We start from the raw sequence: 22,416 nt of genomic DNA, 5'->3' as shown, positions 1-22,416 counted from the left end.
GCAAGCCTTGTCGTGCTTGCCGTGCGCCTGCCCTCTCCCCCGGCCCCTCTCCCGCAGGCGGGAGAGGGGAGCAAACCGCGAGCGTGATACACCGCCTTGCAGTGATCACCCCCCGCGCCGCGCCCCAACCCGCAGCCCATTGAACACCACCAGCAAGCTCGCCCCCATATCGGCGAACACCGCCATCCACATTGTCCCCATCCCCAGCACCGTCAGCACCAGGAACACGGCCTTGATGCCCAGCGCCAGCGCGATGTTCTGCCTGAGGATGCTGGCGGTGCGGCGCGACAGCCGGACGAAGGCCGGGATCTTACGCAGGTCGTCGTCCATCAGCGCCACGTCGGCGGTCTCGATCGCGGTATCGGTGCCGGCGGCGCCCATGGCGAAGCCGACGTCGGCACGCGCGAGCGCCGGGGCGTCGTTGATGCCGTCGCCGACCATGCCGATGCGGCCGCCACGCGCATGGGCGGCGTCGGCCAGTGCGGCGATGGCATCGGCCTTGTCCTGCGGCAGCTGGTTGCCGCGCGCTTCGTCGATGCCGACCTGCGCCGCGATCGCCTGCGCCGTGTGCGGGTTATCGCCGGACAGCATCAGCGTCTTGACGCCCAGCGCATGCAGCTCGGCAATCGCCTGGCGGCTGGTGTCGCGCACGGTGTCGGCCACCGCGAACAGTGCCAGCGCCGTGGCCGCGCCGCGGCCGTCGACGCGCGCCAGCAGCACCACGGTCTTGCCCTCGCGCTCCAGCGCTTCGAGCCGCGCTTCCAGCGCCGGCGAGCATGCGCCCATCTCATGCACCAGCCGATGGTTGCCGAACCGGTATTCGACGCCCTGCACCGTGCCGCGCGTGCCGCGCCCCGCCAGCGCCTCGAACGCCTCCACCGGCAGCGTGGCGATGCCGTCGGCCTGCGCCGCCGTGGCCACCGCGCGCGAGACCGGATGGTCGGAGCGCGCCGCCAGGCTGGCGGCAATGGCGCGCGCGTGCGGGACATCGTCGGCCAGCAGCGCGTGGTCGGTCTGCGCGGGCTTGCCGTGCGTGATGGTGCCGGTCTTGTCCAGCGCCACCCAGGCCAGCTCGCGGCCCTGCTCCAGGTAGACCCCGCCCTTGACCAGGATGCCGCGCCGCGCGGCCGCGGCCAGCCCGCTGACGATGGTGACGGGCGTCGAGATGACCAACGCGCACGGGCACGCGATCACCAGCAGCACCAGCGCCTTGTAGATCCAGTCCACCCAGCCGCCGCCCGCCAGCAGCGGCGGCACCACCGCCACCGCCAGCGCAATCGCGAACACCGTGGGCGTGTAGATGCGCGCGAACTGGTCGACAAAGCGCTGCGTGGGTGCGCGGCTGCCCTGCGCGGCCTCCACCGCGTGGATGATGCGCGCCAGCGTCGAGTCGCCGGCGGGCGCGGTCACGGTGTATTCCAGTTCGCCGGACTGGTTGATCGAGCCCGCGTAGAGTGCATCGCCCTCGGCCTTGTCGACCGGCACGCTTTCGCCGGTGATGGGCGCCTGGTCCAGCGCCGACTGCCCGCGCACGACCTTGCCGTCGAGCGCCACGCGCTCGCCCGGGCGCAGCCGCACCAGCGTGCCGACGACCACGCCGGCGGCCGGCACGGTGTCCCAGCTGCCATCGCCGCGGCGCACCGTGGCCAGCTCCGGCGCCATCGCCATCAGGCCGCGAATCGCATTGCGGGCGCGGTCCAGCGACGCCGCCTCGATGCGCTCGGCCAGCGCGAACAGCACCATGACCATCGCCGCTTCCGGCCACTGGCGCAGCAGCAGCGCGCCGGTCACGGCGATGCTCATCAGCGCGTTGATGTTCAGGTTGCCGTTGCGCAGCGCGATCCAGCCCTTGCGGTAGGTGGTAAGCCCGCCCAGCGCGACCGCGGCGAGTGCCAGCACCGCCGGCAGCCACGGCAAACCCAGGCCCAGCCACTCCGTCGCCTCTGCCCCGAGCGCGGCGACACCGGCCAGCGCCAGCGGCCACCACGGCTTGCGCGCGCCGGTTTCGGGCAGCACTTGCTGCGCGGCTGCGGCGCTGAGCGGCACCGGCCGCATGCCCAGGCTCTCGATCGCGCGGGCCACCGGCTCCACCGATGGCAGCGTGTGGTGCACCGTCAGCACGCGCTGGATCAGGTTGAATTCGAGCGCGGCGATGCCAGCCATGCCGCCCAGCTTGTTGCGGATCAGCGATTCCTCGGTGGGGCAATCCATGGCGTCGATGCGCCAGGCGGCGGTGCTGGCGCCGGCCGGAACCTCGACCCGAGCCGGCTGCGTCAGCGCGACGGTGGACGAGCACCCGCCGCCGCAACACGCTGCAGGTGCCGGTTCCGGTGCGTGAGCGTGAGCGTGGCCGTGGTGATCGTGGTCATGCGCATGGCAGGCGCCATGCGACCTATCGTGCTGGACGGCGTGATCGTGTGGAAGAGCGTCTTCAGGTGACGTGCGAGCCATGTGTTGTTGTTCGCGCTGGTTTGACCTGATGACATTGAAGACCCTGTAGTGGCTACAGAGTCAAGCGGCATGGCCGTCGTGATGCCGACCATGCCGCGGCGGGCCGCTAGTGCTCGCAGTTGACCATCCACGACATGCCGAAGCGGTCCACCAGCATGCCGAAGCCTTCGGCCCAGAAGGTCTTCTGGTACGGCACCACTACCTGGCCGCCCTGGCTCAGGCCGTCGAAGATGCGCTGGCCTTCGTCGCGGCTGACCCCGCCCACCGACAGGCTGAAGCCGCTGAATGCCGGGCGTTCGCCGGGACGGCCGTCGGAGGCCATCACCTGGTTCTCGCCGATCTGGAGATTGGCGTGCATCACCTTGTCCTTCCAGTCGTCGGGCACCGCCATGCCCTGGTCCTGCGGCGCTTCCTTGTAGCGCATCGCGAACGTAACCTGCGCACCCAGCACCTTGCCGTAAAAAGCCACCGCCTCGTCGAAGCGGCCGCCGAAGTCCAGATAAGGTTGCACCTGCATGTTGCTCTCCTGGTTATCCATCGGGTTGCATGACATGGAACTGCCGGACGCGCCCCAGCGGGCGCGTCCGGCACGCGCGCCATTATCCGCGCGCGCGGGGCCAGTGCAAGGGCGGGCTCAGGATATGGCGGCGGGGGCGGAAGGCAGCGGCATCGGCACCGGCTCGGCCGGGAACTGCAGCGTGAACACGGTCAGGCCGTCGACGCTGCGCACCGTCACGCTGCCGCCGTGCAGCCGCATGATGGTGTCGACGATGGCCAGGCCCAGCCCGGTCGATGCCGCCGAGTTGCGCCGCGACGGATCGGCGCGATAGAAGCGGCCGAAGATATGCGGCAGGGTCTCCGGCGGAATCGCCGGGCCCGGGTTGCTGACACGGATGCTGGTGCCCGTAGCGCCGCCGGTGCCGGTGCCCGCGGCCGTCGGTGCGCGTGCGACGTCGACCCGTACCGTGCTGCCCGCCGGCGCGTGGCGCAGCGCGTTGTCCAGCAGGTTGGTCACCGCGCGCCGCAGCAGCGTCTGGTCGGCCTCCACCGGGGCCGAGCCGGAGACCGTCAGCGTGACCTCGCGGTCCGCCGCCACGGCTTCGAAGTACTCGGCCATCTTGTCGAGCTCTTCGCGTGCGTCCAGCGTGCGTACGTCCAGCGCCACCTGCGCATGGTCGGCGCGCGCCAGGAACAGCATGTTCTCGATCATGCGGGCCAGGCGCTCGTATTCCTCCAGGTTGGACTCGAGCAGCGCCTCGTACTCGGCGCTCTTGCGGCTCTGCGCCAGCGTGACCTGGGTCTGCCCGATCAGGTTGCTGATCGGTGTGCGGAAGTCATGGGCAAGGTCGGCCGAGAATTCGGACAGCCGCGAAAAGCTGTCCTGCAGCCGCGCCAGCATGTCGTTGAGCGCGGCCGCCAGTTCGCGCAGCTCCGCCGGCGCGCTGCCCACGTCGAGCCGCGTGGCGAGGCGGCTGGTGGTGACCGCGGCGGCGTCGGCGGCCATGCGCCGCAGCGGCCGCAGCGCGCGCCGCGCCAGCGCAAAGCCCAGCCCGGCCGCCACCGCCGCGCCGCACAGCGTGGCCCACAGCAGCTGGTGGCGATACTCGCGGATCAGCGCCACGCGATAGCCGGCATCGCGCAGCACCACGATCTCGACGGCCTTGTCCGAATCGCCCAGCTGGCCCAGCGCGGCAATGCCGCGCGAGGGCACGCCGTTTTTCGGGCGCCAGGTCTGCAGCATGCCCTTGTCGGGCTGCGTCGTGGCCGGCAGCACACGCAGCGGCGGCACGATCTCGTTGCGCGGGTTCAGCGTCACCAGCGGCTCGCCCTGGCGCGTGCGCACCACCAGGATCAGGCCCTCGTGGCCCATCGCGATATCGGCGAAGCGGTGGGTATCGGCGCGGATCTCGGCTTCGCTGCGCACCTCGCGCAGCAGGTGGCGCACTAGCAGCACCTCGCCCACCAGCTCGCTTTCATCGCGTCCTTCGAGCTGGGCCGACAGCGCGCTCGACAGGTAGGCCGCCACGCTGGCCAGGATCGCCGCGGTGGCCAGCCCGTAGGCCAGCGCCAGCCGCGTGGTAAGCGAAGACGGCAGCCGCATCATGCGTCCTGCACCCGCTCGTCGCCGTCATCCAGCACGTAGCCCATGCCGCGGCGCGTATGGATCAGCTTGCGCGGGAACGGGTCGTCGACCTTGGCGCGCAGGCGCCGGATCGACACGTCGACCACATTGGTGTTGCTGTCGAAATTGACATCCCACACCTGCGAGGCGATCAGCGAGCGCGACAGCACCTCGCCGCGCCGGCGCGCCAGCAGGTACAGCAGCGCGAACTCCTTCGAGGTCAGGTCGATCTTCTGGCCGGCGCGCACCACGCGGCGGCGGATGGCGTCGATCTGCAGGTCGGCCACTTCGATGAATTCGCTCTCCCGCAGCGGGCCGCGGCGCAGGATGGTGCGGATGCGCAGCACCAGTTCGGCAAAGGCAAAGGGCTTGACCATGTAGTCGTCGGCGCCGAGCTCGAGGCCCTTGAGGCGGTCCGACAGCTCGTCGCGCGCGGTCAGGAACAGCACCGGCGTGTCGCGCTCGCGGCGCAGTTCGCGCAGAACCTCCCAGCCGTCCAGGCCAGGCAGCATCACGTCCAGCACGATCAGGTCATAGGGATGCTCGCGCGCATGGGCCAGGCCGTCCGCGCCGTCGCGCGCCAGGTCCACCACGAAGCCGGATTCAGTGAGCCCCTTGTGCAGGTAGTCGCCTGCCTTGGGTTCGTCCTCGACAATCAGGATACGCATGATTCAATCACTTTCGGGCGGCCCAGTGCCGCCATGGCGTAACGCTAGCCGAGGATGGCGGCAAATGGGTAAAGATTGCAGAAATGTCATCGCCATGCCAAGGCATTGCCACGGCATGGCCGCGCAAATCCCCGGTAGAATGCGCGCTCACCTCCCGTGCGCGCGACTGTCCCGCACGCATCGTCTCCCATTCTGCCGGTTTCCCTGCGATGAAACGCCTGCCTGAGTCCTTGTTGCTGTCCCTTGCCCTGCTTGCGCCCGCTGCCGGCATTGCGGCGGAGGCCCGGATGTGCGGCGCGGTGCGGGCGGCTGGCCTGTCGCTGCCGGACCGGCACGTCGCGGCCAAGCTGGCGGCGGAAGCGTCGCTGGATGGCGCAACCGACGCAGGCTGCGGCGGCAGCGCGGTGCGCGTGATGGCGGAGCCGGCCGGCGCCGGCGCGCCGTTGCAGCTGGGCGAGCCGGAGGCTCCGCAGGACCCTGCCGCGGGCAACGACCCGCAGTCGGCCGCGGCTGCCGACGTGCTGCGCGAGCTGCCGCCCGAGGTCTTCGTGCACCGCTCTCATACGGCGCCCATGGCGACGCCGGCGGCATTCACCGGCATCCTGCCGATGCTGCGGGTGCTGCGGCTGCTGCCCCCGCACTGCTGAGCGCGACGCTCCGCAGAAATTCAAAGGGGATTTAACCGCGGCTTAATCGACGCGGAAGAATTCGATCGACTGCCCGGCGTTGACCGCCCGCTGCAGCCAGTCAGGATATTCGCCCTGCCCGTCCCAGCTCTGCCCCAGGGCATTGCGGTACAGCGGGCGCGCGCCCGCGGGCTTCGGCGCCGCGGCGGTAGCCGCCGACGGCGCGGGTGCTTCGGCGTCTGCCGGTGCCGTCGCAACGTTGTCGAAGCACCCGGCCTCGACGAGGTCGTCGAGGGTCAGGGCATGACGGTCCATTTGCTCGCGGATCCACGCCACCGCAGCGAGTTTGGCTGAATCAGACTCGGACATGACTCTTGTGAGAGGCCCGCTGCATTTCCGCGGGCAATGAAAAACCGGCGATGGAACCACAGGCCGGTCGGACAGCCATGATTCTACAGCCTTTGCCCGGCGGCAGCTTCTCCGGCGTGCTGGCGGTGCCGACTAATGCCCGCGGGATGACGGCATTGTCATGTGGCGGTCATGCTCGTGTGGGTGGCCGACACCTAGACTAGCCACACCGCCGCCCATTCCGGGCCGGCAACCTTACGGAGAAGCGATCCATGCATGCACTCAGGCAAGTCTTTGTCGCCACCGCCCTTATTGCCGGCGTTGCCGGCGCCGCGCAAGCCGCGCCCCGCAGCGTCGATCCGTTCAGCGATGGCGCGCGCAGCGCTACCAGCACGCGCAGCCCGTTCACCGACGGCGCCCACACCGCCACCGGCACCCGCAGCAGCTTTACCGACGGCGAACACACCGCGACCGGCGCGCGCAACCCGTTCGCCGACGGTGCCCACAACCCCAACGGCCCGCGCGACAGCTTCAGCGACGGCGCCTGATGGCCCTGATGGCCACTGACGGTCCCATGAAGCGCCGCGCGGCGCGCCCGCTTCAGCGCACCTCGCCGTAGATCCGGCGCGCATCGGCCGCATCCGCGATCGGCCGGCCCAGCGTCAGCCCGCCCTGCACCGCCTGCGCCACCAGCGCGTGGTTGCCGGGCGCAAGGCCGCCGTCGCGCAACAGCAGGTTGTTCTCGAAGCCCACCCGCACATGGCCGCCGAACGCGGCGGCCGCGGTCACGCAGGCATTCTCCTCGCGACCGAACGCGCAGATCGCCCACGGCAGCGCATCGCCGCCCTCGGCGGCGGCCTGCAGGAACGGCAGCAGGTCGTGCGGCGACGACACCTGTCCAGCCGCATAGCGTCCCAGCACATACAGCACCGACCACGCGCCCGGCGGCACCATGCCGCGCGCGCGCATTTGCTGCCAGCGCCGCACGTCGGCCGCGTCATACAGGATCACCTGCGTCATCACGCGTTCGCGCGCCAGCCAGGCGAAGAACGCCGCCAGCTCGCTGTCCGCGATCTCAGGCACCGCGACTTCGCGCAGGCCGACCGAGACCGCCTCGGGGCGCAGCGCACGCACCATCGCCATCTGCTCGGCGGCCTGGTACACGCCAGCGGCCTCGCTGGTCACCTGCACCAGCAGCGCGTCGCCGACCGCCTGCCTGACCGCCGCCAGCGCGTCCCGGTAGGCCTGCACATCGAGCGAATGGCGGCCCTCGGCATCGCGCACGTGCATATGCATCATGGCGGCGCCGGCATCGAGGCAGGCACGCGCTTCCGCCGCCAGCGCCGCGGCGGTCAGCGGCACCGCGGGATGATCGCTGGCGCGCTTGTAGGCGCCGTTGGGCGCCACGGTGACGATCAGCGGCGATTCGGCCAGTGCCGCGCGCTGCGGGACAGGCTGGGTGACGGCCTGGGATGGGGTATCGGTCATGGCTGGATCTCGGGCAGTTCGGGCGCGATCAGCGCCAGGCCGGCGCGCAGCAGTTGGTCGTAGCGCGCGCGCTCGGCGGCGATGGTTTCAGGCGTCCATGCGTAGAAGCCTTCGCCGCGCTTCATGCCGTGGCGGCCGTCGGCGGCGCGCTCGGTCAGGCAGCGCGCGGGATGGTCGTCGTTGCAGAAGGTCGGGTACATGGTGGCGCCGGCGGCTGCATGCACGTCGATGCCGGCGTGGTCGCGCTGCAGCACCGGTCCCGCCGCCAGGAAGCGAAAGCCGAAGCCGAAGCGCACCGCCGCATCGACGTCCTCGGGCGAGGCAATGCCGCGGTCGATCAGGCTGAAGGCCTCGCGCGACAGCGCATGCTGCAGCCGGTTGGCGAGGAAGCCGGGCAGGTCCTTGCGCACCTTCACCGGCACCATGCCGCAGCGGCGCATGAACGCGGCCAGCGCGTCGGCATGGCGCTCGTCGCTGGCCTCGGCCATCACCACCTCGACCAGCGGCACCAGATGCGCCGGCATGAAGAAGTGCAGGCCGAGCATGCGCTCGCGCGTGTCCAGGCCGGCACCGATCGCGCTGATCGGGAAGCTCGAGCTGTTGCTGGCCAGCAGCGTATGCGGGCGCGCACGCGCCACCAGCTCAGCAAACAGCGCCTGCTTCAGCGCCAGGTCCTCGGGAATGCATTCGATCACCAGGTCAACCGATGCCCAGTCCACGGCGTCGAGCGTCGCCGCCACCGCGAGGCGTTCCGCGCCCGCTTCACGGCCGCTCGCGGCGAGGTTGGCGCGCACGCGCGCGGGCAGCGCGCCGGCACGCCCGGCATCCGGTTCGACGAGGGTGGTGCGGCACAGCGCGCGGGTCAGCACCACGGCGACATCGGCGCCCATGGTGCCGCCGCCCACCACCACGGCATGGGCGGCGCCCGGCCGGCTCAGGGTGGATGGCGTTGCGGCCGGGATGGAGTCGGGGGTGGGGTCGGGCATGTTTTCTCCTGGCATCCCGCCAGTGTAGAGAAGCCGCTTTGATTGAAGAAGTCGATTCTCTGGATAAAATGATCACCAAACCAGATCAATCGACCTGAAGGTCCGGCCACCGGATGCTGCCCGGACCGACGCTCCCATGAACATCAACCTGTCGATGCGCGACATCGAAACCACGCTGGTGCTGGGCCGCACCCTGAACTTCCGCCAGGCCGCCAGCCAGCTGCACCTGTCGCAATCCGCCCTGTCCACGCAGATCCTGCGCATCGAGGAAGCGCTGGGCGTGCGCCTGTTCGACCGCACCACCCGCACCGTGCGCCTGACCGCGGCGGGACAGGTGTTCATGCAGCAGGCCGCGCTGCTGCAAGCGGCGTTCCGCGGCGCCATCGACGCCGTCACCGGCATCGCCAGCGCCGAGCGCGGCCAGGTGGCGGTGGCCGCGCTGCCGTCGCTGGCCGCGCGGGTGTTGCCGCGGGTGCTGATGGCCTACCACCAGGCCCGCCCCGAGGTCGCGCTGAAGGTATTCGACACCCTGTCCGGGCCGGCCTTCGACCTGGTGCGCGCCGGCGATGTGGATTTCGCGCTGACCGCCGCCAACCCGCAGCAGGCGGACCTGCAGTACGAGCCGCTGCTGTCGGACCGCTTCGTGCTGCTGATCCCGTCGGCGCACCCGCTGGCGCGCAGCCCCGGCCCGCTGCGCTGGGCCGATACCGCCGGCGCGCCGCATGTGTCGATGACCCACCCCAGCAGCGTGCGCCAGTACGCCGAATGGGCCTTCCTGCAGAACCGCATCCGCTTCCAGCCGGTGTTCGAGGCCGAACGCCTGGCCACCATCGCGGCCATGGTCGAATGCGGCTTCGGCGTGGCCGCGCTGCCCGAGATCGCCGCCGGCACGGTGCGCCAGCCCGGCATTGTCGAGCGGCTGCTGACCGCGCCGGTGACCGAGCGCTCGATCGGCCTGGTGACCGCGCGCAACCGCAGCCTGTCGCCGGCGGCGGCCGAACTGGCGGCGGCCGTGCGCGCGCGGCTGGCCAGCCCGCCGCTGCAGGATGCCGCGCCGGAGGCCGGCGCATGAGCATCATCGTCGATATCCTGATCCTGACCGGCGTGCTGCTGGCCATCGTCGCCGTGGTGCAGGTGGCCGCGGCGCGGTTGGTGCTGCCGGAATCCACGCTGCTGTCGGCCATCGGCATCGCCATCGGCGCTGGCTATGTGGCGATCGACGCCGCCCACCCCGACTTTGCCCGCCACTTCCTGCATCCGCTGATTGACCCGGCCTTGCCGCCCGAGGCCTACCTGTGGATCTTCCTGCCGCCGCTGCTGTTCCACGCCGCGCTGACCGCCGACGTGCGCGGCATGCTGCCCGACGCGGCGCCGATCCTGCTGCTGGCGGTGATTGCGGTGGTGGTGGCCACCGGTGTCATCGGCATTGCCATCGCCGCGGCCAGCGGCATGCCGCTGGCGGTGTGCCTGCTGCTGGGCGCGGTGGTGGCCACCACCGACCCGGCCGCGGTGATCGCGATCTTCCGCGACGTCGGCGCGCCGGCGCGGCTGATCCGGCTGGTGGAGGGCGAAAGCCTGCTCAACGATGCCGCCGCCATCGCCATCGTCGGCGTGCTGGTGGCGATGCTGACCGGGCACGGCGCGCAGGCGACGCTGGCGGCGGGCCTGCGCGAACTGGCCTGGGCCTTTGTCGGCGGCGTGCTGTGCGGCGCGCTGGCCGGGCGGCTGGTGTCCGACCTGCTGCCGCGGCTGGCCGGCCTGGCCATGGCGGAAAGCGCGCTGACCCTGGCGCTGCCCTACCCGCTCTACCTGGTAGCCGAGCAACTGCTGGGTGTGTCGGGCGTGGTCGCGGTGGTGTGCGCCGGCCTGATGCTCAGCGCCCTCGGCCCCACGCGGCTGGCACCGCCCAACTGGCGCCACCTGCGCATGATGTGGGAGCAGTTCGCCGGGATCGCCGGCGCCGTGGTGTTCCTGCTGGCCGCGGTGCGCGTGCCGTCGATGCTGGCGGGCGTGACCGGGCATCATGGCTGGCTGCTGCTGGCGCTGGTGCTGGCGGCGCGCCTGCTGACGCTGTTCGGGCTGCTGCCGCTGCTGTCGTGGCTGCGCCTGAGCGCGCCCATCGACGGCGCCTTCAAGCTGGCCATCGCCTGGGGCGGCCTGCGCGGCGCGGTGACCCTGGTGCTGGCGCTGGGCATTGCCGAGAACAGCGACCTGCCCTATGAAACGCGGCATTTCGTTGCCATCCTGGCGACCGGCTTCGTGCTGGTCAGCCTGCTGCTCAACGGCACCACGCTGCGCGCACTGATCCACCGGCTCGGCCTGGACCAGCTGTCGCCGCAGGAGCGCGCGCTGCAGCTGCAGGCGATCCGCCTCTCCACCGAGGAGGTCGAAGCGATGATGGCGCGCGTGGCCGACTCGTTCGACCTGCCGCCCGCGATCGCGCGCGAGGCGGCGCAGAAATACCGGCACGGCATCGAACTGGGCTCGGCGGAATTCGACTTCGACACCGCCCTGTCCGAACGCGACCGCCTCAGCATCGGCCTGGTCACGCTGGCCACGCGCGAGCGCGAGCTGATTCCGGAATACGGCGACGGCGTGATCTCGGTGGCCAACCTCGACGCGATGATGCGCAACACCGCGCAGATGATCGACGCGGCGCGCGAGCACGGCCGCATCGGCTACAACCGCGCCGCACGGCATATCCTGGACTATCACCTGGGTTTCAAGGTGGCGCTGTTCCTGCATCGCCGGTTCGGCATCGATCGCCCGCTGGCGCGCGCGCTGGCCGACCGCTTTGAACTGCTGATCTGCCGCCAGACCGTGCTGGACCGGCTGCGCCGCTACAACCGCTCGATGCTGACGCCGGTGTTCGGCGCGCGCATGGCGACCGTGCTCGACGGGGTGCTGGAAGACCGCTCGCGCGCCGCCGCCGAAGGCCTGGCCGACATGCGCGGCAAGTTCGGCGCCTATACCATGGCGCTGGAGCGGCGCCTGCTGATGCTGTTCGCGCTGCGCAAGGGCCGGCTGTCGCTGGAAGCGATGCGCGAGGAGGCGGTGATTTCCAAGGAAGCGTTCAACCAGATCGCCCAGGTGATCCAGCAGGCGTGGCACGCCAGCCTGGTGCGCCCGCCGCTGCGCGACGTGCCGGAACCTGCGACCGGGCCCGGCGTGGCGCCGGGCCCGCAGCCGCAAGGCGGGGTAACGGCAGGGGTGTCAGGAAGGGTCTTTGGTGCGGGTACGCGAGACGGCCGCCATGATGCCGATGCCGAGCACGATCAGGCAGGCAATGCCGATATAGACCGGCGCCAGCCCGGCCGTCGACAGGCCCCAGGCAATGCCGCCCACCAGGACCAGCAGGCCGATGATATATAGCGCGAATGACATGAGTCGGCTCCTTCGGGGGTGCAACCTGTGTTCAATGTAGGCAGCGTGCGCGGCGCAAGGGATAGGACAAGGGCGGATGCTGGCGTAGGCGGGTTCTGACCCGCTTGTGACTTGTCAGGGTCCTGGCCGCCCCCACGGGCTGTCATGCCCCGGTGCCGGCAGTTCTGTATCTGTCCGGGGCGCCACCCGGCCCGTATACTCGGGGACCGGCGCGCCCGCGCCGCACCGATTCCAAACATCAAACAAGCAACGGAGCAGCAGCATGCGTGTCGCATTCCTCGGACTGGGCGTCATGGGTTTCCATATGGCCGGCCACCTGGCCGCCAAGGGCCACGAGGTCACGGTCTATAACCGCACCGCCGCCAGGGCCCAGGCCTGGGTCGAACGCTTCGGCGGCAAGGCCGCCGCCACGCCCGCGCAGGCGGTGCGCGACGCGCAGGTGGTCTGCTCCTGCGTCGGCAACGACGACGACCTGCGCGCGGTGCTGACCGGACGCGACGGCGCCTTCTTCGGCGCGCCCAGCGGCTGCATCTTCGTCGACCACACCACCGCCAGCGCCAACGTCGCGCGCGAGCTGTACGCGGCGGCCGGCGAGCGCGGCCTGCACTTTGTCGATGGCCCGGTCTCGGGCGGCGAAGTCGGCGCGGAAAAAGGCATCCTGACCATCATGTGCGGCGGCGACGCCGACGCCTTTGCGCGCGCCGAGCCGGTCATCGGCGCCTACGCGCGCGCCGTCACCCGCATCGGCGAATCCGGCGCCGGGCAGCTGGCCAAGATGGTCAACCAGATCAGCATCGCCGGCCTGATCCAGGGCCTGTCCGAGGCCATCGCCTTCGGCGAGCGCGCGGGCCTGGACATGCGCCTGGTACTGGATGTCATCAGCAAGGGCGCGGCCGGTTCCTGGCAGCTCGAGAACCGCGGCCCCACCATGATCGACAACCGCTTCGACTTCGGCTTCGCCGTGGACTGGATGCGCAAGGACCTTGGCCTGTGCCTGGACGAGGCGCGCCGCAATGGCGCGGGCCTGCCGGTCACGGCGCTGGTGGACCAGTTCTACGCCGACCTGCAGCAGATGGGCTGTGGCCGCGCCGATACTTCGTCGCTGATCAAGCGGCTGCGCCAGCACAGCGATCAGGGCTGAGGCCACGGGCGCGCCACTCCTGCCGTCGTCCGATTCCTACAGGGCAATCGGCGCCTCACGGAAGGGCCGCGCAGCGTCACACGCCTAAAGTGGACGCATGAGGGCCCGGCCGCTGCAATGTCTTCCCGAGACGTGGTGCGGCGGGCCCGGCCACGAGGCAGGAGACCATCATGTGGAAACTCGCAGGCGCGCTTCTGGTAGGCGCAAGCATGGCGCTGGCCGGCTGTACGGCGGCAGGCGCGGTTGCCGGCGGTGTCGCCGGCCATGAACTGACCGACGGCAGTGCCGCCGGCACCATCGGCGGCGCCGTGGTGGGTGGTGTGATTGGCCACGAGCTCGGCGACTGACGGGTCGGTCCGTCCTACCAGGAACCAGGCCGCTGCGTGCGGCCTGCTTTGTTTGGGCCGGGTTACGCCACGTGACTGGGCGGCCGGCGCAAGCGCCGCCACAGCAGCACCGGCAGCCGCACCACGAAGCCGGCCAGCAGCCGCAGGTGCATGCCGGTCAGCAGCAGGTTGTCGCGCAGGTAGCGGAAGTGCGAGACGCCGCCCTCTTGCCGGCCGAAGTAACGCACCGGCGCGTCGAGGTTGAGCGGACGCACGCCGCGCCAGCACAAGCGCACCGCCACCTCCGGATCGAAATCGAAGCGCCGCATCCACCGGCTGTGCTGCATCACCGCGCGCAGCGGCGCGATCGGGTAGACGCGAAAGCCAAATAGCGAATCGCCGATGCCTGCCCACAGCGTTTCCACATCGACCCAGAAATTGGACATGCGCCGCCAGTAGACCCGCTCGCGCGGCGCGCTGGCGTCGAAGCGTGGGCGGCCCAGCACCATCGCGCCGGGGTCGCGCTGCGACGCCGCCATGAATTCGGGGACCAGGTGGGCCGGATGCTGGCCGTCGGAATCCATCACCAGCACATGCGTGTAGCCGGCGGCCGCGGCCCGTTCGATGCCGTGCAGCACCGCGGCGCCCTTGCCCTGGTTGCTCGGCAGCACCAACACCTGCAGGCCTGGGTCGGCGGCGGCCTGCGCCTGCAGCCACTGCGTGCTGCCGTCGGTGCTGCCGTCGACCACCACCCACACCGGGGTCCAGGCCGCGCGCGCGCCGCGCAGCACCTCCTGCAGGCGCTCGCCGGGGTTATAGCTGGGGATCAGCACCAAGTGGGTCGCCGAAGGCGGGGCGCCGCCTTCCACCAGCGCCGGCGCGGGCGTGGCTTGCTGCGGCATGTCGTGGTCCTGTCCGGGCTGAAGGAAGCGGTGGCGGGCTAGCGCGTGCGGTGTTCCGCCAAATAGGCGGCCAGGCTGCCCAGGGAGGTGAAGATGGTCTTGTTGTCGGGATTGTCCGAGCGCAGTTCGACGCCGTACTTGCGCGATACCAGCAGGGCGATCTCGAGAATATCGATCGAATCCAGCCCGAATCCTTCTCCATAGAGCGGGGTGGCGGCGGTGATGTCCTCCAGCCGCAGTTCGGCGATGTCGAGTTCGTCGAGGATCAGGCGGGCAAGTTCGGTTTCGAGTTCGGTCATGTTGCTAGATGGCTGGAACGCCGCTGCGCCGCCCGTGCCGGGCACGAGGATCCCGCTGCGGGCGTCGGGCACCCGAATGCTATCAAACGGGGCATTCCCGGGCCAGTCGAGAGAAGTTTAGTAACAACATCAACGACCTATTGGGGAATCATGATCGCGTCCGGAGGGTCTTTTGGGGTATAAAGCGTTCGCTTCGCGTGCCACTTGGCGCCTTTCCCGGCACACCGCACTCCAAGCGCCTTACGCAACACACCAAGCCTCCCACAAATGCCTTCGAGCCAGCCCGTCGACCGCCGTTCCCCGCCCGCCGCCATGCCTGCGCCGGACGCTGCCGCCCCGTGGTGGCGGCGCCATGCCTGGCTCGGCGCGGTGGCGGCCTTCGTGGTCTACGAGTCGGCGTTGCATCGCGCGGCGCACCAGCCGGGCGCCGAGGTGGCCGCGCTGTGGCTCGGCGCGGCGCCATTCCTGCTGATCGGCTTCGTCGCCTGCCGCCGGCTGGCCGGGGCGGTCCCGGCCCTGCTGGTGCTGCTCGCCGCGTGCGCGGCGCTGTGGCTGTGGCGCGCACCGCTGTCCGGCCATTTCGGCTGGACCTACTACCTCCAGCATGCGGGCGCCAATGCCGCGCTGGGGGCGATGTTCGCGCTCAGCCTGCGCCGCGGCCGCACCCCGCTCTGCACCCAGATCGCCACCGCCATCCACGGCCCGCTGTCCGCCGCGCATGCGCGCTACACGGTACGCGTGACGCAGGCCTGGACATTGTTCTTCGCGGCGATGGTGGGGGTTTCGACGCTGCTGTTCGTGCTCGCGCCAGTCGCGGCCTGGTCCAGCTTCGCCAACCTGGCCACGCCGGTGCTGATCGCCATGATGTTCGCAGGCGAGGCCCTGTACCGCCGCCTCGCCTTTCCGGGCATGCGCCACCGCGGCCTGCTCGACGCGGTCCATGGCTACCGCGCGCTGATGACGGCCCGTGCGGCCCGGCCCGGGTTGCCGCGCTGACGCGCCGCCATCCGGCCCCGGCCCCGCGCAACAGGCACAGGCTCCGTCCATGACCTCATTCCCCATCGTTGCCCACGCTACGCCCGACGACATCATCGCCTGGGTGCACCGACGGCCCGTCACCGTGCGGCAGTTCCTGGCCGATGCGGCCCGCCTGGCGGCCGTCCTGCCCGCTGGCGGCCATGTGTTCAACGCCTGCACCGACCGCTACCGCTTTACCGTCGGCCTGTGCGCGGCGCTGTTGGCGGGCAAGCCCACGCTGCTGCCGCCGTCGCACACGCCCGAGACGGTGCGCCAGCTGCTGGCCTTCGCGCCAGACGCCTTCTGCCTGCATGACCAGCCCGACGCGGCCTTCGCCATGCCGGCGCTGCACTACCACGATGGCCTGGCCGCCATCGCCGCCGACGGCCCCGTCGAGATCCCGCGGATTCCGGCGGCGCAGGTGATGGCCTACGTGTTCACGTCCGGCTCGACCGGCACGCCGGTGCCGCATCGCAAGACCTGGGGCGCCATGGCCGGCAGCGCGCGCGCCGCGGCGCAACGGCTGGGCTTGCTGGACGGTCGCGCGTGGACGCTGGCGGGCACGGTGCCGCCGCAGCATATGTTCGGCCTCGAAGCCACCGTGATGCTGGTGCTGCAGGGCCGCGCGGCGCTGGTGGCCGCGCCGGCGTTCTATCCGGCCGATGTCAGCGCGGCGCTGGCCGCGGTGCCGGCACCGCGCGCGCTGGTGAGTTCCCCCGTGCATCTGCGCACGCTGGTGCAGTCCGGGGTCGCCATGCCCGCGGCCGACCTGGTGCTGTGCGCCACCGCGCCGATGGGACGCCAGCTCGCCGCCGAGACCGAGGCGTTGTTCGGCGCGCCGCTGCGCGAAATCTACGGCAGCACCGAGACCGGGCAACTGGCCACCCGCCGCACCGCCCAGGAAGACGTGTGGACGTTGGTGCCGGGGGTCCGGCTGCAAGCCCGCCCCAGCGCCACCGGCGACGACACCGAAACCTGGGCCGAGGGCGGCCATATCGAGCAGCCGGTGCCGCTGGGCGACGCCATCGCCCCACTCGATGCGCAGCGCTTCCTGCTGCATGGGCGCAAGGCCGACCTGCTCAATATCGCCGGCAAGCGGACTTCGCTGGGCTACCTGAATCACCAGCTCACCGCGATTGACGGCGTGCGCGACGGGGCGTTCTTCATGCCGGACGACGCGCATGAAGGCGATGCGCACGGGCACGTGGTGCGGCTGGTAGCCGTGGTGGTGGCGCCGGGCGTGGCGCCGGCGCGGTTGCAGCAGGCGCTGCGCGAACGGATCGACCCGGCCTTCATGCCGCGCCCGCTGTACTTTGCCGACCGCCTGCCGCGCAATGCCGCGGGCAAGCTGCCGCGCGAGGCGCTGGCCGCGCTGTTGGCAACCCTGTCCAGCACGCAGGACCGCGCTGCCGCGCCGCCGCCAGGCTTTGTCATCGACCCGGGCCACCCTGCCATGGCCGGTCATTTCCCGGGCCATCCGATCGTTCCCGGCGTGGTGTTGCTGGACCATGCCGTGCTGGCGCTCGGCACCGCGCTGGGCCGCCCGCTTGCCGTCGCGCAGGCCAGCCTGCTGAAGTTCCTGAGCCCGGTGCGCCCGGGCGAGCGCGTGGAGGTGCTGCACCAGTCCGAGGCCGCCGCCGATGGCGCCGAGACCATCCGCTTCACGCTGCGCAGCGCCGGGCGCGATGTCGCCAGCGGCACGCTGCAGGTACGCGCCAACGCGCCGCAAGCCGGAGCCTTGCCATGCTGAGCTGGCTGTGGCGGCGACAGGCGCCGCTGGATACGGAATGGTCCAGCCGCAAGGAGCGCGGCAGCATCACGCTGCTGCGCGTCATGACGTGGATCTCGCTGGCGCTGGGCCGGCCCGCCGGGCGCGTGGTGCTGCGCGCGATTGCCGCCTACTTCATGCTGTTCGCGCCGGCGGCACGCCATGCCTCGCGCGCGTACCTGGACCGCGTGCTCGGACGCCAGGCCGGCTGGAGCGACGGCTACCGGCATGTGTTCACTTTCGCCTCGACCATCCACGACCGCATCTACCTGCTCAACGGCCGCTTCGACCTGTTCGACATCCGCCTGCATGGCGAGCACCTGCTGGAAGCCGCGATGGCGCGCGGCCGCGGCGCCATCCTGCTGGGCGCGCACCTGGGCAGTTTCGAGGTGGTGCGCGCGCTCGGCCGGCGCCATCCGGACATGGAGGTCGCGATCACCATGTACGAAGAGAACGCGCACAAGCTCAACGACGTGCTGCAGTCGATCAACCCGGCGATGCGCCAGGACGTGATCGCACTGGGCCGCTTCGATACCATGCTGCGCGTGCGCGACTATCTCGACCGCGGCTATATGATCGGCATGCTGGCCGACCGCACGCTGTCGCAGCGCGCCACCGACCCGGTGCAGCAGTGCGATTTCCTCGGCGCGCCGACCGGCTTCCCCACCGGCCCGCTGCGCATGGCGGCCATGCTGCGCCGGCCGGTGTTCTTCATCACCGGCCTGTACCGCGGCGGCAACCGCTACGATGTCCATTTCGTGCCGCTGGCGGACTTCACCGAGACCGCGCGCGGCCAGCGCGAAACGGCGGTGCAGGCGGCGCTGGCGGACTATGTGCGGCTGCTGGAGCGATTCAGCCGCAGCGCCCCGTACAACTGGTTCAACTTCTATGATTTCTGGCACGCCGGCCCGCCGCTGTCCGAGCAGCCGCCGCCGGGCAACGAGCCCTAACCCGCGAGCCGCCATTGATGTTCTTCTCCGCGCGCCCTTTCCGCTATTCGTTGTCGACCCTGCTGGCAAGCGCACTGCTTGCGCTGGCGCCGCTGACGGCCACGGCAGCACCCGCCTCATCCGCCGCGCCGGCCGCCACCGCCGCGTTCGGCGTCGACCAGCTGATGTCCACGCTGGCGCAGCGCAAGTCGGGGCGCGTGCTGTTTACCGAGACCAAGTACCTGGCGCTGCTCGACAAGCCGGTGCAGTCGTCGGGCGAACTGCGCTTCACCGCGCCCGACCACCTGGAAAAGCGCACGATCACCCCCAAGGCGGAAAACCTGCTGCTGGACGGCGACATGCTGACGGTCGAGCGCGACGGCAAGCGCTACACCATGCCGCTGCAGAACTACCCCGAGATCGCCGCGTTTATCGAGAGCATCCGCGCCACGCTGGCCGGCAACCGCGATGCACTGGAGCGCTACTACAAGCTCGGCGTCGAGGGTCGTGCCAGCCGCTGGACGCTGACGCTGACGCCGGCGGACTCGCGCATGGCCGCGGCCGTCAGCCAGGTGCGCATCGATGGCCGGCAGGATGTGCTGGACCAGGTCGAGATCCGGCAGGCCGACGGTGACCGCTCGGTGATGAAGATCCGCCCGGCCGCCAACCGATGAGCGCGGCACCGCGCCGCCTGGCGCTGGCGTTGTGGGTGCTGGCACTGCTGGCCTGCGCCGCGGTCGTCAGCCGCACCAGCTTCACCGCCGACCTGTCCGCCTTTTTGCCGCGGCTGCCCAGCGCCGAGCAGCAGTTGCTGGTGAACCAGCTGCGCGACGGGCTGGTATCGCGCCTGATCCTGGTCGGCATCGAAGGCGGCGATGCCGATGGCCGCGCCAGGGTCTCGCGCGCGATGGCGGCGCAACTGCGCGGCGATCCGCGCTTCGCCTCGGTGCAGAACGGCGAGCCGGTCAACCAGGCGGCGGACCGCGAGTACGTGTTCGCGCACCGTTACCTGCTCAGTCCACAGGTCACGCCGGAGCGGTTCAGCGAACACGGGCTGGCCCAGGCGGTCAACGATTCGTTCGCGCTGCTGGCGTCCTCGGCCGGGCTCTTCACCAAGTCGTTGCTGCCGCGCGATCCCACCGGCGAGGTCGCGGCGATGCTGGCGCAGCTCGATGCCGGCCAGCGCGTGCCGATGCATGCGGGCGCGTGGGCCTCGCGCGACGGCAAGCGCGCGCTGCTGCTGGCGCAGACCGCCGGCGCGGGTTCGGATACCGACGCGCAGGCAGAGGCGATGGCGGCCGTGCAGCAAGCCTTTGCCAGCGCCGCCGCGAACGGCTCCTACCAGCTGGTGATGACGGGTCCGGGCGTGTTCTCGGTCAAGGCGCGCGACACCATCCGGCACGACGTCGAGCGGCTCTCGACCATCGGGCTGGCCATCATCGTCACGCTGCTGCTGGCGGTGTACCGCTCGGTGCCGCTGCTGGTGCTTGGGCTGGTGCCGGTGCTCAGCGGCGCGCTGGCAGGCATTGCCTCGGTCAGCCTGGGTTTCGGTGGCGCAGTGCATGGCCTGACACTGGGCTTTGGCACCACGCTGATCGGCGAGGCGGTCGACTATTCGATCTACCTGTTCGTGCAGTCCGCGCAGTACACACGCAATGGCCGGCGCGACGAGCGTGCGTGGCTTCGCGGCTTCTGGCCGACCGTGCGCCTGGGGGTGCTGACTTCGGTGTGCGGCTTCGCATCGCTGCTGCTGTCGGGCTTCCCCGGGCTGGCGCAGCTCGGGCTGTATTCGATCGCGGGGCTCGCCACCGCCGCGCTGGTCACGCGCTTCGTGCTGCCGCAGCTGGTGCCGGCCACGCTGCAGCTGCGCGACGTCGCACCGCTCGGCCGCAAGCTGCAATGGCTGGCCGCGCGCGCGCCCCGGCTGCGCTGGCTGGTGCTGCTGCTTGTAGTGGGCGCCTGCGTGGTGCTGGTCCAGCATCGCGGCACGCTGTGGGGCCGGGAACTGCAGGCGCTGAGCCCGGTATCGGCCAGCGACCAGGCGCTCGACACCTCGCTGCGCGAGAACCTGGGCGCACCGGACGTGCGCTACCTGGTGGTGGTGTCGGGGCCGGACCAGGAATCCGTGCTGCAGGGCGCGGAACGCGTGGCGCACGAACTGGAACCGCTGGTGGCGCAGAACTTTATCGGCGGCTACGAGAGCCCGGCGCGCTACCTGCCCAGCGCGGCGACCCAGCGCGAGCGCCAGGCCAGCCTGCCGCCCCCCGACGTGCTGGCGCAGCGGCTGCAGTCCGCGATCGCCGGCCAGCCGGTGCGCGCATCGGTGTTCGCGCCGTTCCTGGCGCAGGCCGAAGCGGCCCGCACCGGTCCCCTGCTGCAACGCGAGAGCTTGCGCGGCACCTCGATGGCACTGGCGGTCGACGCGCTGCTGGTGCAGCGCGAAGGCCGCTGGAGCGCGACGCTGCCGCTGCGCGCGCCGGTGCTTGCGCCGAACCATGCCAGCGCGGCCGACGGCGTCGACAGCGCCGCGGTGCGCGCGGCGATCCAGCGGGCGGGCGTTCCCGATACGCTGTTCGTCGACCTGAAGGGCGAATCCGACCGGCTCTATGCGGGCTACCTGCGCGAGGCCCTGCTGCTGTCGCTGGCCGGACTGCTGGCGATCATCGCCCTGCTGGCGCTGGCGCTGCGCTCGCCGCGGCGGGTGCTGGCCACGGTACTGCCGCTGGCCGCCGCCGCAATGGTGGTGCTGGGCGGACTGGTGGCGCTGGGCCAGGCGCTGACGCTGCTGCACCTGGTGGGCCTGCTGCTGCTGGCCGCGGTCGGCTCCAACTACGCGCTATTCTTTAATGGACCGGCGGCAGACGGCCAGGAGGCTGGTGCTTCGCCGCACACGCTGGTGTCGCTGCTGCTGGCCAACCTGACCACGGTCGCCGCGTTCGGCCTGCTGTCGCTGTCGAGCCTGCCGCTGCTGCAGGCATTCGGCCTGACGGTCGGCCCCGGCGCCGTGCTGGCGCTGTGGTTTTCGGCCATCCTCGCGCCCGCGGCCTCGCCCGCGGCAGCGGCGAAGGCCGGGAGTGCAACATGAAGCCGCTATCCGCACCGGGCGCACCGGACGTTACCCTGCCCGGGCGTCCTCCCAGCCGCCCCTGGCGGCCCACCCCGCTGCTCTATGGCGCCGCAGTGGTGCACGTGGGCGCCGTCGGCGCCATGCTCGCTTATCCGCAAGGCCTGGGCTGGGGCCTGGCCGGCATCGGCGCATCGCATGTCGCGATGTGCGCGGCCGGCCTGTGGCCGCGCAGCACCTGGCTCGGCCCCAACCTGCTGCGCCTGCCGCCATCGGCCGAGGGCTGCGTGGCGCTGACCTTCGACGATGGCCCCAACCCGGACCTGACGCCGCGGGTGCTCGACCTGCTCGACCAGCACGGTGCCAGCGCGACGTTTTTCTGCATCGGCGAGCGCGCCGCGGCGCATCCCGAACTGGTGCGCGAGATCGTGCGCCGCGGCCACGCCGTGGAAAACCACAGCATGTACCACCGGCTGCACTTTTCCACGTTCGGGCCCGGCCGCATGCAGCGCGACATCGCCGCCGCGCAGCTACTGCTGACCGAGATCACCGGCCAGGCGCCACGCTTCTTCCGCGCCCCGGCGGGGCTGCGCAATCCCTTCCTGGAGCCGGTGCTGTGCCGGCTCGGGCTGCACCTGGCGGCCTGGACCCGGCGCGGCTTCGATACCCTCGACGGCAACAACGCCGCGCGCGTGGCGCGGCGCCTGACCGGCCGGCTGGCCGGGCGCGACATCCTGCTGCTGCACGACGGCAACCCCGGCCTGGACCCTGCCGGCCATCCCCATTGCACCACCGTGCTGCCGGGCCTGCTGGGCGCGATCGATCGGGCCGGGCTGCGCTGCGTGACGCTGCGCGCCGCGGTGCCGCCGGGCTGAGCCGCCGCGGCTTGTTACAATT

The 22,416-nt window shown here is 71.1% G+C and carries 20 protein-coding genes and 1 pseudogene; 12 read left to right on the top strand and 9 right to left on the bottom strand.

Going from position 1 to position 22,416, the window contains the following annotated elements; genetic code table 11:
• Window positions 1-105 precede the first annotated feature (105 nt).
• The 4 genes from C7416_RS04275 to C7416_RS04260 form a co-directional block, all read right to left on the bottom strand.
• Window positions 106-2,211, bottom strand: a complete 2,106-nt coding sequence (locus C7416_RS04275; protein WP_240988291.1) for a heavy metal translocating P-type ATPase — start codon at window positions 2,209-2,211, stop codon at window positions 106-108.
• Between the two features lie 346 nt (window positions 2,212-2,557).
• A complete protein-coding gene (locus C7416_RS04270) occupies window positions 2,558-2,968 on the bottom strand; it encodes a VOC family protein (protein ID WP_111517498.1) in 411 nt (136 codons plus the stop codon).
• A gap of 117 nt (window positions 2,969-3,085) precedes the next feature.
• Window positions 3,086-4,555, bottom strand: coding sequence for a heavy metal sensor histidine kinase (locus C7416_RS04265; protein WP_111517259.1), 1,470 nt, complete (start codon window positions 4,553-4,555; stop codon window positions 3,086-3,088).
• Window positions 4,552-5,241 (bottom strand): heavy metal response regulator transcription factor, encoded by a 690-nt coding sequence (locus C7416_RS04260; RefSeq protein ID WP_018008628.1) that lies wholly within the window; start codon window positions 5,239-5,241, stop codon window positions 4,552-4,554. The genes C7416_RS04265 and C7416_RS04260 overlap by 4 nt, the downstream gene beginning before the upstream one ends.
• A 209-nt stretch (window positions 5,242-5,450) precedes the next feature.
• Here C7416_RS04260 and C7416_RS04255 point away from each other — a divergent pair, with 209 nt between their 5' ends.
• Window positions 5,451-5,888 (top strand): hypothetical protein, encoded by a 438-nt coding sequence (locus C7416_RS04255; protein WP_111517258.1) that lies wholly within the window; start codon window positions 5,451-5,453, stop codon window positions 5,886-5,888.
• 42 nt (window positions 5,889-5,930) lie between these two features.
• On the opposite strand, the gene C7416_RS04250 is transcribed toward C7416_RS04255, so the two are convergent.
• Complete coding sequence (locus tag C7416_RS04250) at window positions 5,931-6,236, bottom strand: H-NS family nucleoid-associated regulatory protein (protein ID WP_111517257.1); 306 nt, start codon at window positions 6,234-6,236, stop codon at window positions 5,931-5,933.
• Window positions 6,237-6,487: 251 nt separating this feature from the next.
• Here C7416_RS04250 and C7416_RS04245 point away from each other — a divergent pair, with 251 nt between their 5' ends.
• Entirely contained in the window at window positions 6,488-6,763 is a 276-nt protein-coding gene (locus C7416_RS04245; RefSeq protein WP_111517256.1) for a hydroxyquinol 1,2-dioxygenase, read from the top strand.
• A 52-nt stretch (window positions 6,764-6,815) separates the two neighbouring features.
• Here C7416_RS04245 and C7416_RS04240 read toward each other — a convergent pair whose 3' ends face one another.
• Both C7416_RS04240 and C7416_RS04235 read right to left on the bottom strand, forming a co-directional pair.
• Window positions 6,816-7,703, bottom strand: a complete 888-nt coding sequence (locus C7416_RS04240) for a beta-keto acid cleavage family enzyme (RefSeq protein ID WP_111517255.1) — start codon at window positions 7,701-7,703, stop codon at window positions 6,816-6,818.
• Window positions 7,700-8,689 carry a 3-hydroxyacyl-CoA dehydrogenase family protein gene (locus tag C7416_RS04235; RefSeq protein ID WP_111517254.1) on the bottom strand — a complete coding sequence of 330 codons (990 nt, stop codon included), beginning with the start codon at window positions 8,687-8,689 and terminating at the stop codon, window positions 7,700-7,702. Before C7416_RS04235 ends, C7416_RS04240 begins: the two co-directional genes overlap by 4 nt.
• Window positions 8,690-8,825: 136 nt before the next feature.
• On the opposite strand from C7416_RS04235, the gene C7416_RS04230 reads away from it, so the two are divergent.
• From C7416_RS04230 to C7416_RS04215, 4 genes and pseudogenes are all read left to right on the top strand, one after another.
• Window positions 8,826-9,761: a LysR family transcriptional regulator gene (locus C7416_RS04230; protein ID WP_111517253.1), complete on the top strand. Its 936-nt coding sequence runs from the start codon at window positions 8,826-8,828 to the stop codon at window positions 9,759-9,761.
• On the top strand, window positions 9,758-12,061 hold the full coding sequence (locus C7416_RS04225) for a cation:proton antiporter (RefSeq protein WP_111517252.1): 2,304 nt from the start codon (window positions 9,758-9,760) through the stop codon (window positions 12,059-12,061). The genes C7416_RS04230 and C7416_RS04225 overlap by 4 nt, the downstream gene beginning before the upstream one ends.
• Before the next feature lie 265 nt (window positions 12,062-12,326).
• A pseudogene (locus C7416_RS04220) lies at window positions 12,327-13,214 on the top strand (NAD(P)-dependent oxidoreductase); the annotation flags it as partial.
• A 170-nt stretch (window positions 13,215-13,384) separates the two neighbouring features.
• Window positions 13,385-13,561, top strand: coding sequence for a glycine zipper 2TM domain-containing protein (locus C7416_RS04215; protein ID WP_082819097.1), 177 nt, complete (start codon window positions 13,385-13,387; stop codon window positions 13,559-13,561).
• Window positions 13,562-13,623: 62 nt separating this feature from the next.
• Here the strand turns inward: C7416_RS04215 and C7416_RS04210 are convergent, their stop codons facing one another.
• Window positions 13,624-14,442, bottom strand: coding sequence for a glycosyltransferase family 2 protein (locus tag C7416_RS04210; RefSeq protein ID WP_111517250.1), 819 nt, complete (start codon window positions 14,440-14,442; stop codon window positions 13,624-13,626).
• Window positions 14,443-14,480: 38 nt separating this feature from the next.
• A complete protein-coding gene (locus C7416_RS04205; RefSeq protein WP_018008617.1) occupies window positions 14,481-14,741 on the bottom strand; it encodes a phosphopantetheine-binding protein in 261 nt (86 codons plus the stop codon).
• Window positions 14,742-15,053: 312 nt separating this feature from the next.
• Between C7416_RS04205 and C7416_RS04200 the strand changes: the two genes are divergently transcribed.
• Genes C7416_RS04200 through C7416_RS04175 form a run of 6 tightly spaced genes read left to right on the top strand, consistent with a single transcriptional unit; the run spans window position 15,054 to window position 22,394 of the window.
• Window positions 15,054-15,737, top strand: coding sequence for a COG4648 family protein (locus C7416_RS04200; protein WP_111517249.1), 684 nt, complete (start codon window positions 15,054-15,056; stop codon window positions 15,735-15,737).
• Window positions 15,738-15,786: 49 nt separating this feature from the next.
• Entirely contained in the window at window positions 15,787-17,508 is a 1,722-nt protein-coding gene (locus tag C7416_RS04195) for an AMP-binding protein (protein ID WP_111517248.1), read from the top strand.
• On the top strand, window positions 17,502-18,476 hold the full coding sequence (locus C7416_RS04190) for an LpxL/LpxP family acyltransferase (RefSeq protein ID WP_062802926.1): 975 nt from the start codon (window positions 17,502-17,504) through the stop codon (window positions 18,474-18,476). Before C7416_RS04195 ends, C7416_RS04190 begins: the two co-directional genes overlap by 7 nt.
• A gap of 17 nt (window positions 18,477-18,493) precedes the next feature.
• Window positions 18,494-19,129, top strand: a complete 636-nt coding sequence (locus tag C7416_RS04185) for a LolA-related protein (protein ID WP_111517247.1) — start codon at window positions 18,494-18,496, stop codon at window positions 19,127-19,129.
• Complete coding sequence (locus C7416_RS04180; protein WP_111517246.1) at window positions 19,126-21,540, top strand: MMPL family transporter; 2,415 nt, start codon at window positions 19,126-19,128, stop codon at window positions 21,538-21,540. Before C7416_RS04185 ends, C7416_RS04180 begins: the two co-directional genes overlap by 4 nt.
• Window positions 21,537-22,394 (top strand): polysaccharide deacetylase family protein, encoded by an 858-nt coding sequence (locus C7416_RS04175; RefSeq protein ID WP_111517245.1) that lies wholly within the window; start codon window positions 21,537-21,539, stop codon window positions 22,392-22,394. Before C7416_RS04180 ends, C7416_RS04175 begins: the two co-directional genes overlap by 4 nt.
• Window positions 22,395-22,416: the final 22 nt, after the last annotated feature.

Source organism: Cupriavidus phytorum (assembly GCF_003254285.1).
Lineage (GTDB): Bacteria > Pseudomonadota > Gammaproteobacteria > Burkholderiales > Burkholderiaceae > Cupriavidus > Cupriavidus phytorum.
The sequence above is the reverse complement of the archived record's forward strand: the minus strand, read 5'-3'. Positions and strand labels throughout refer to the sequence as shown.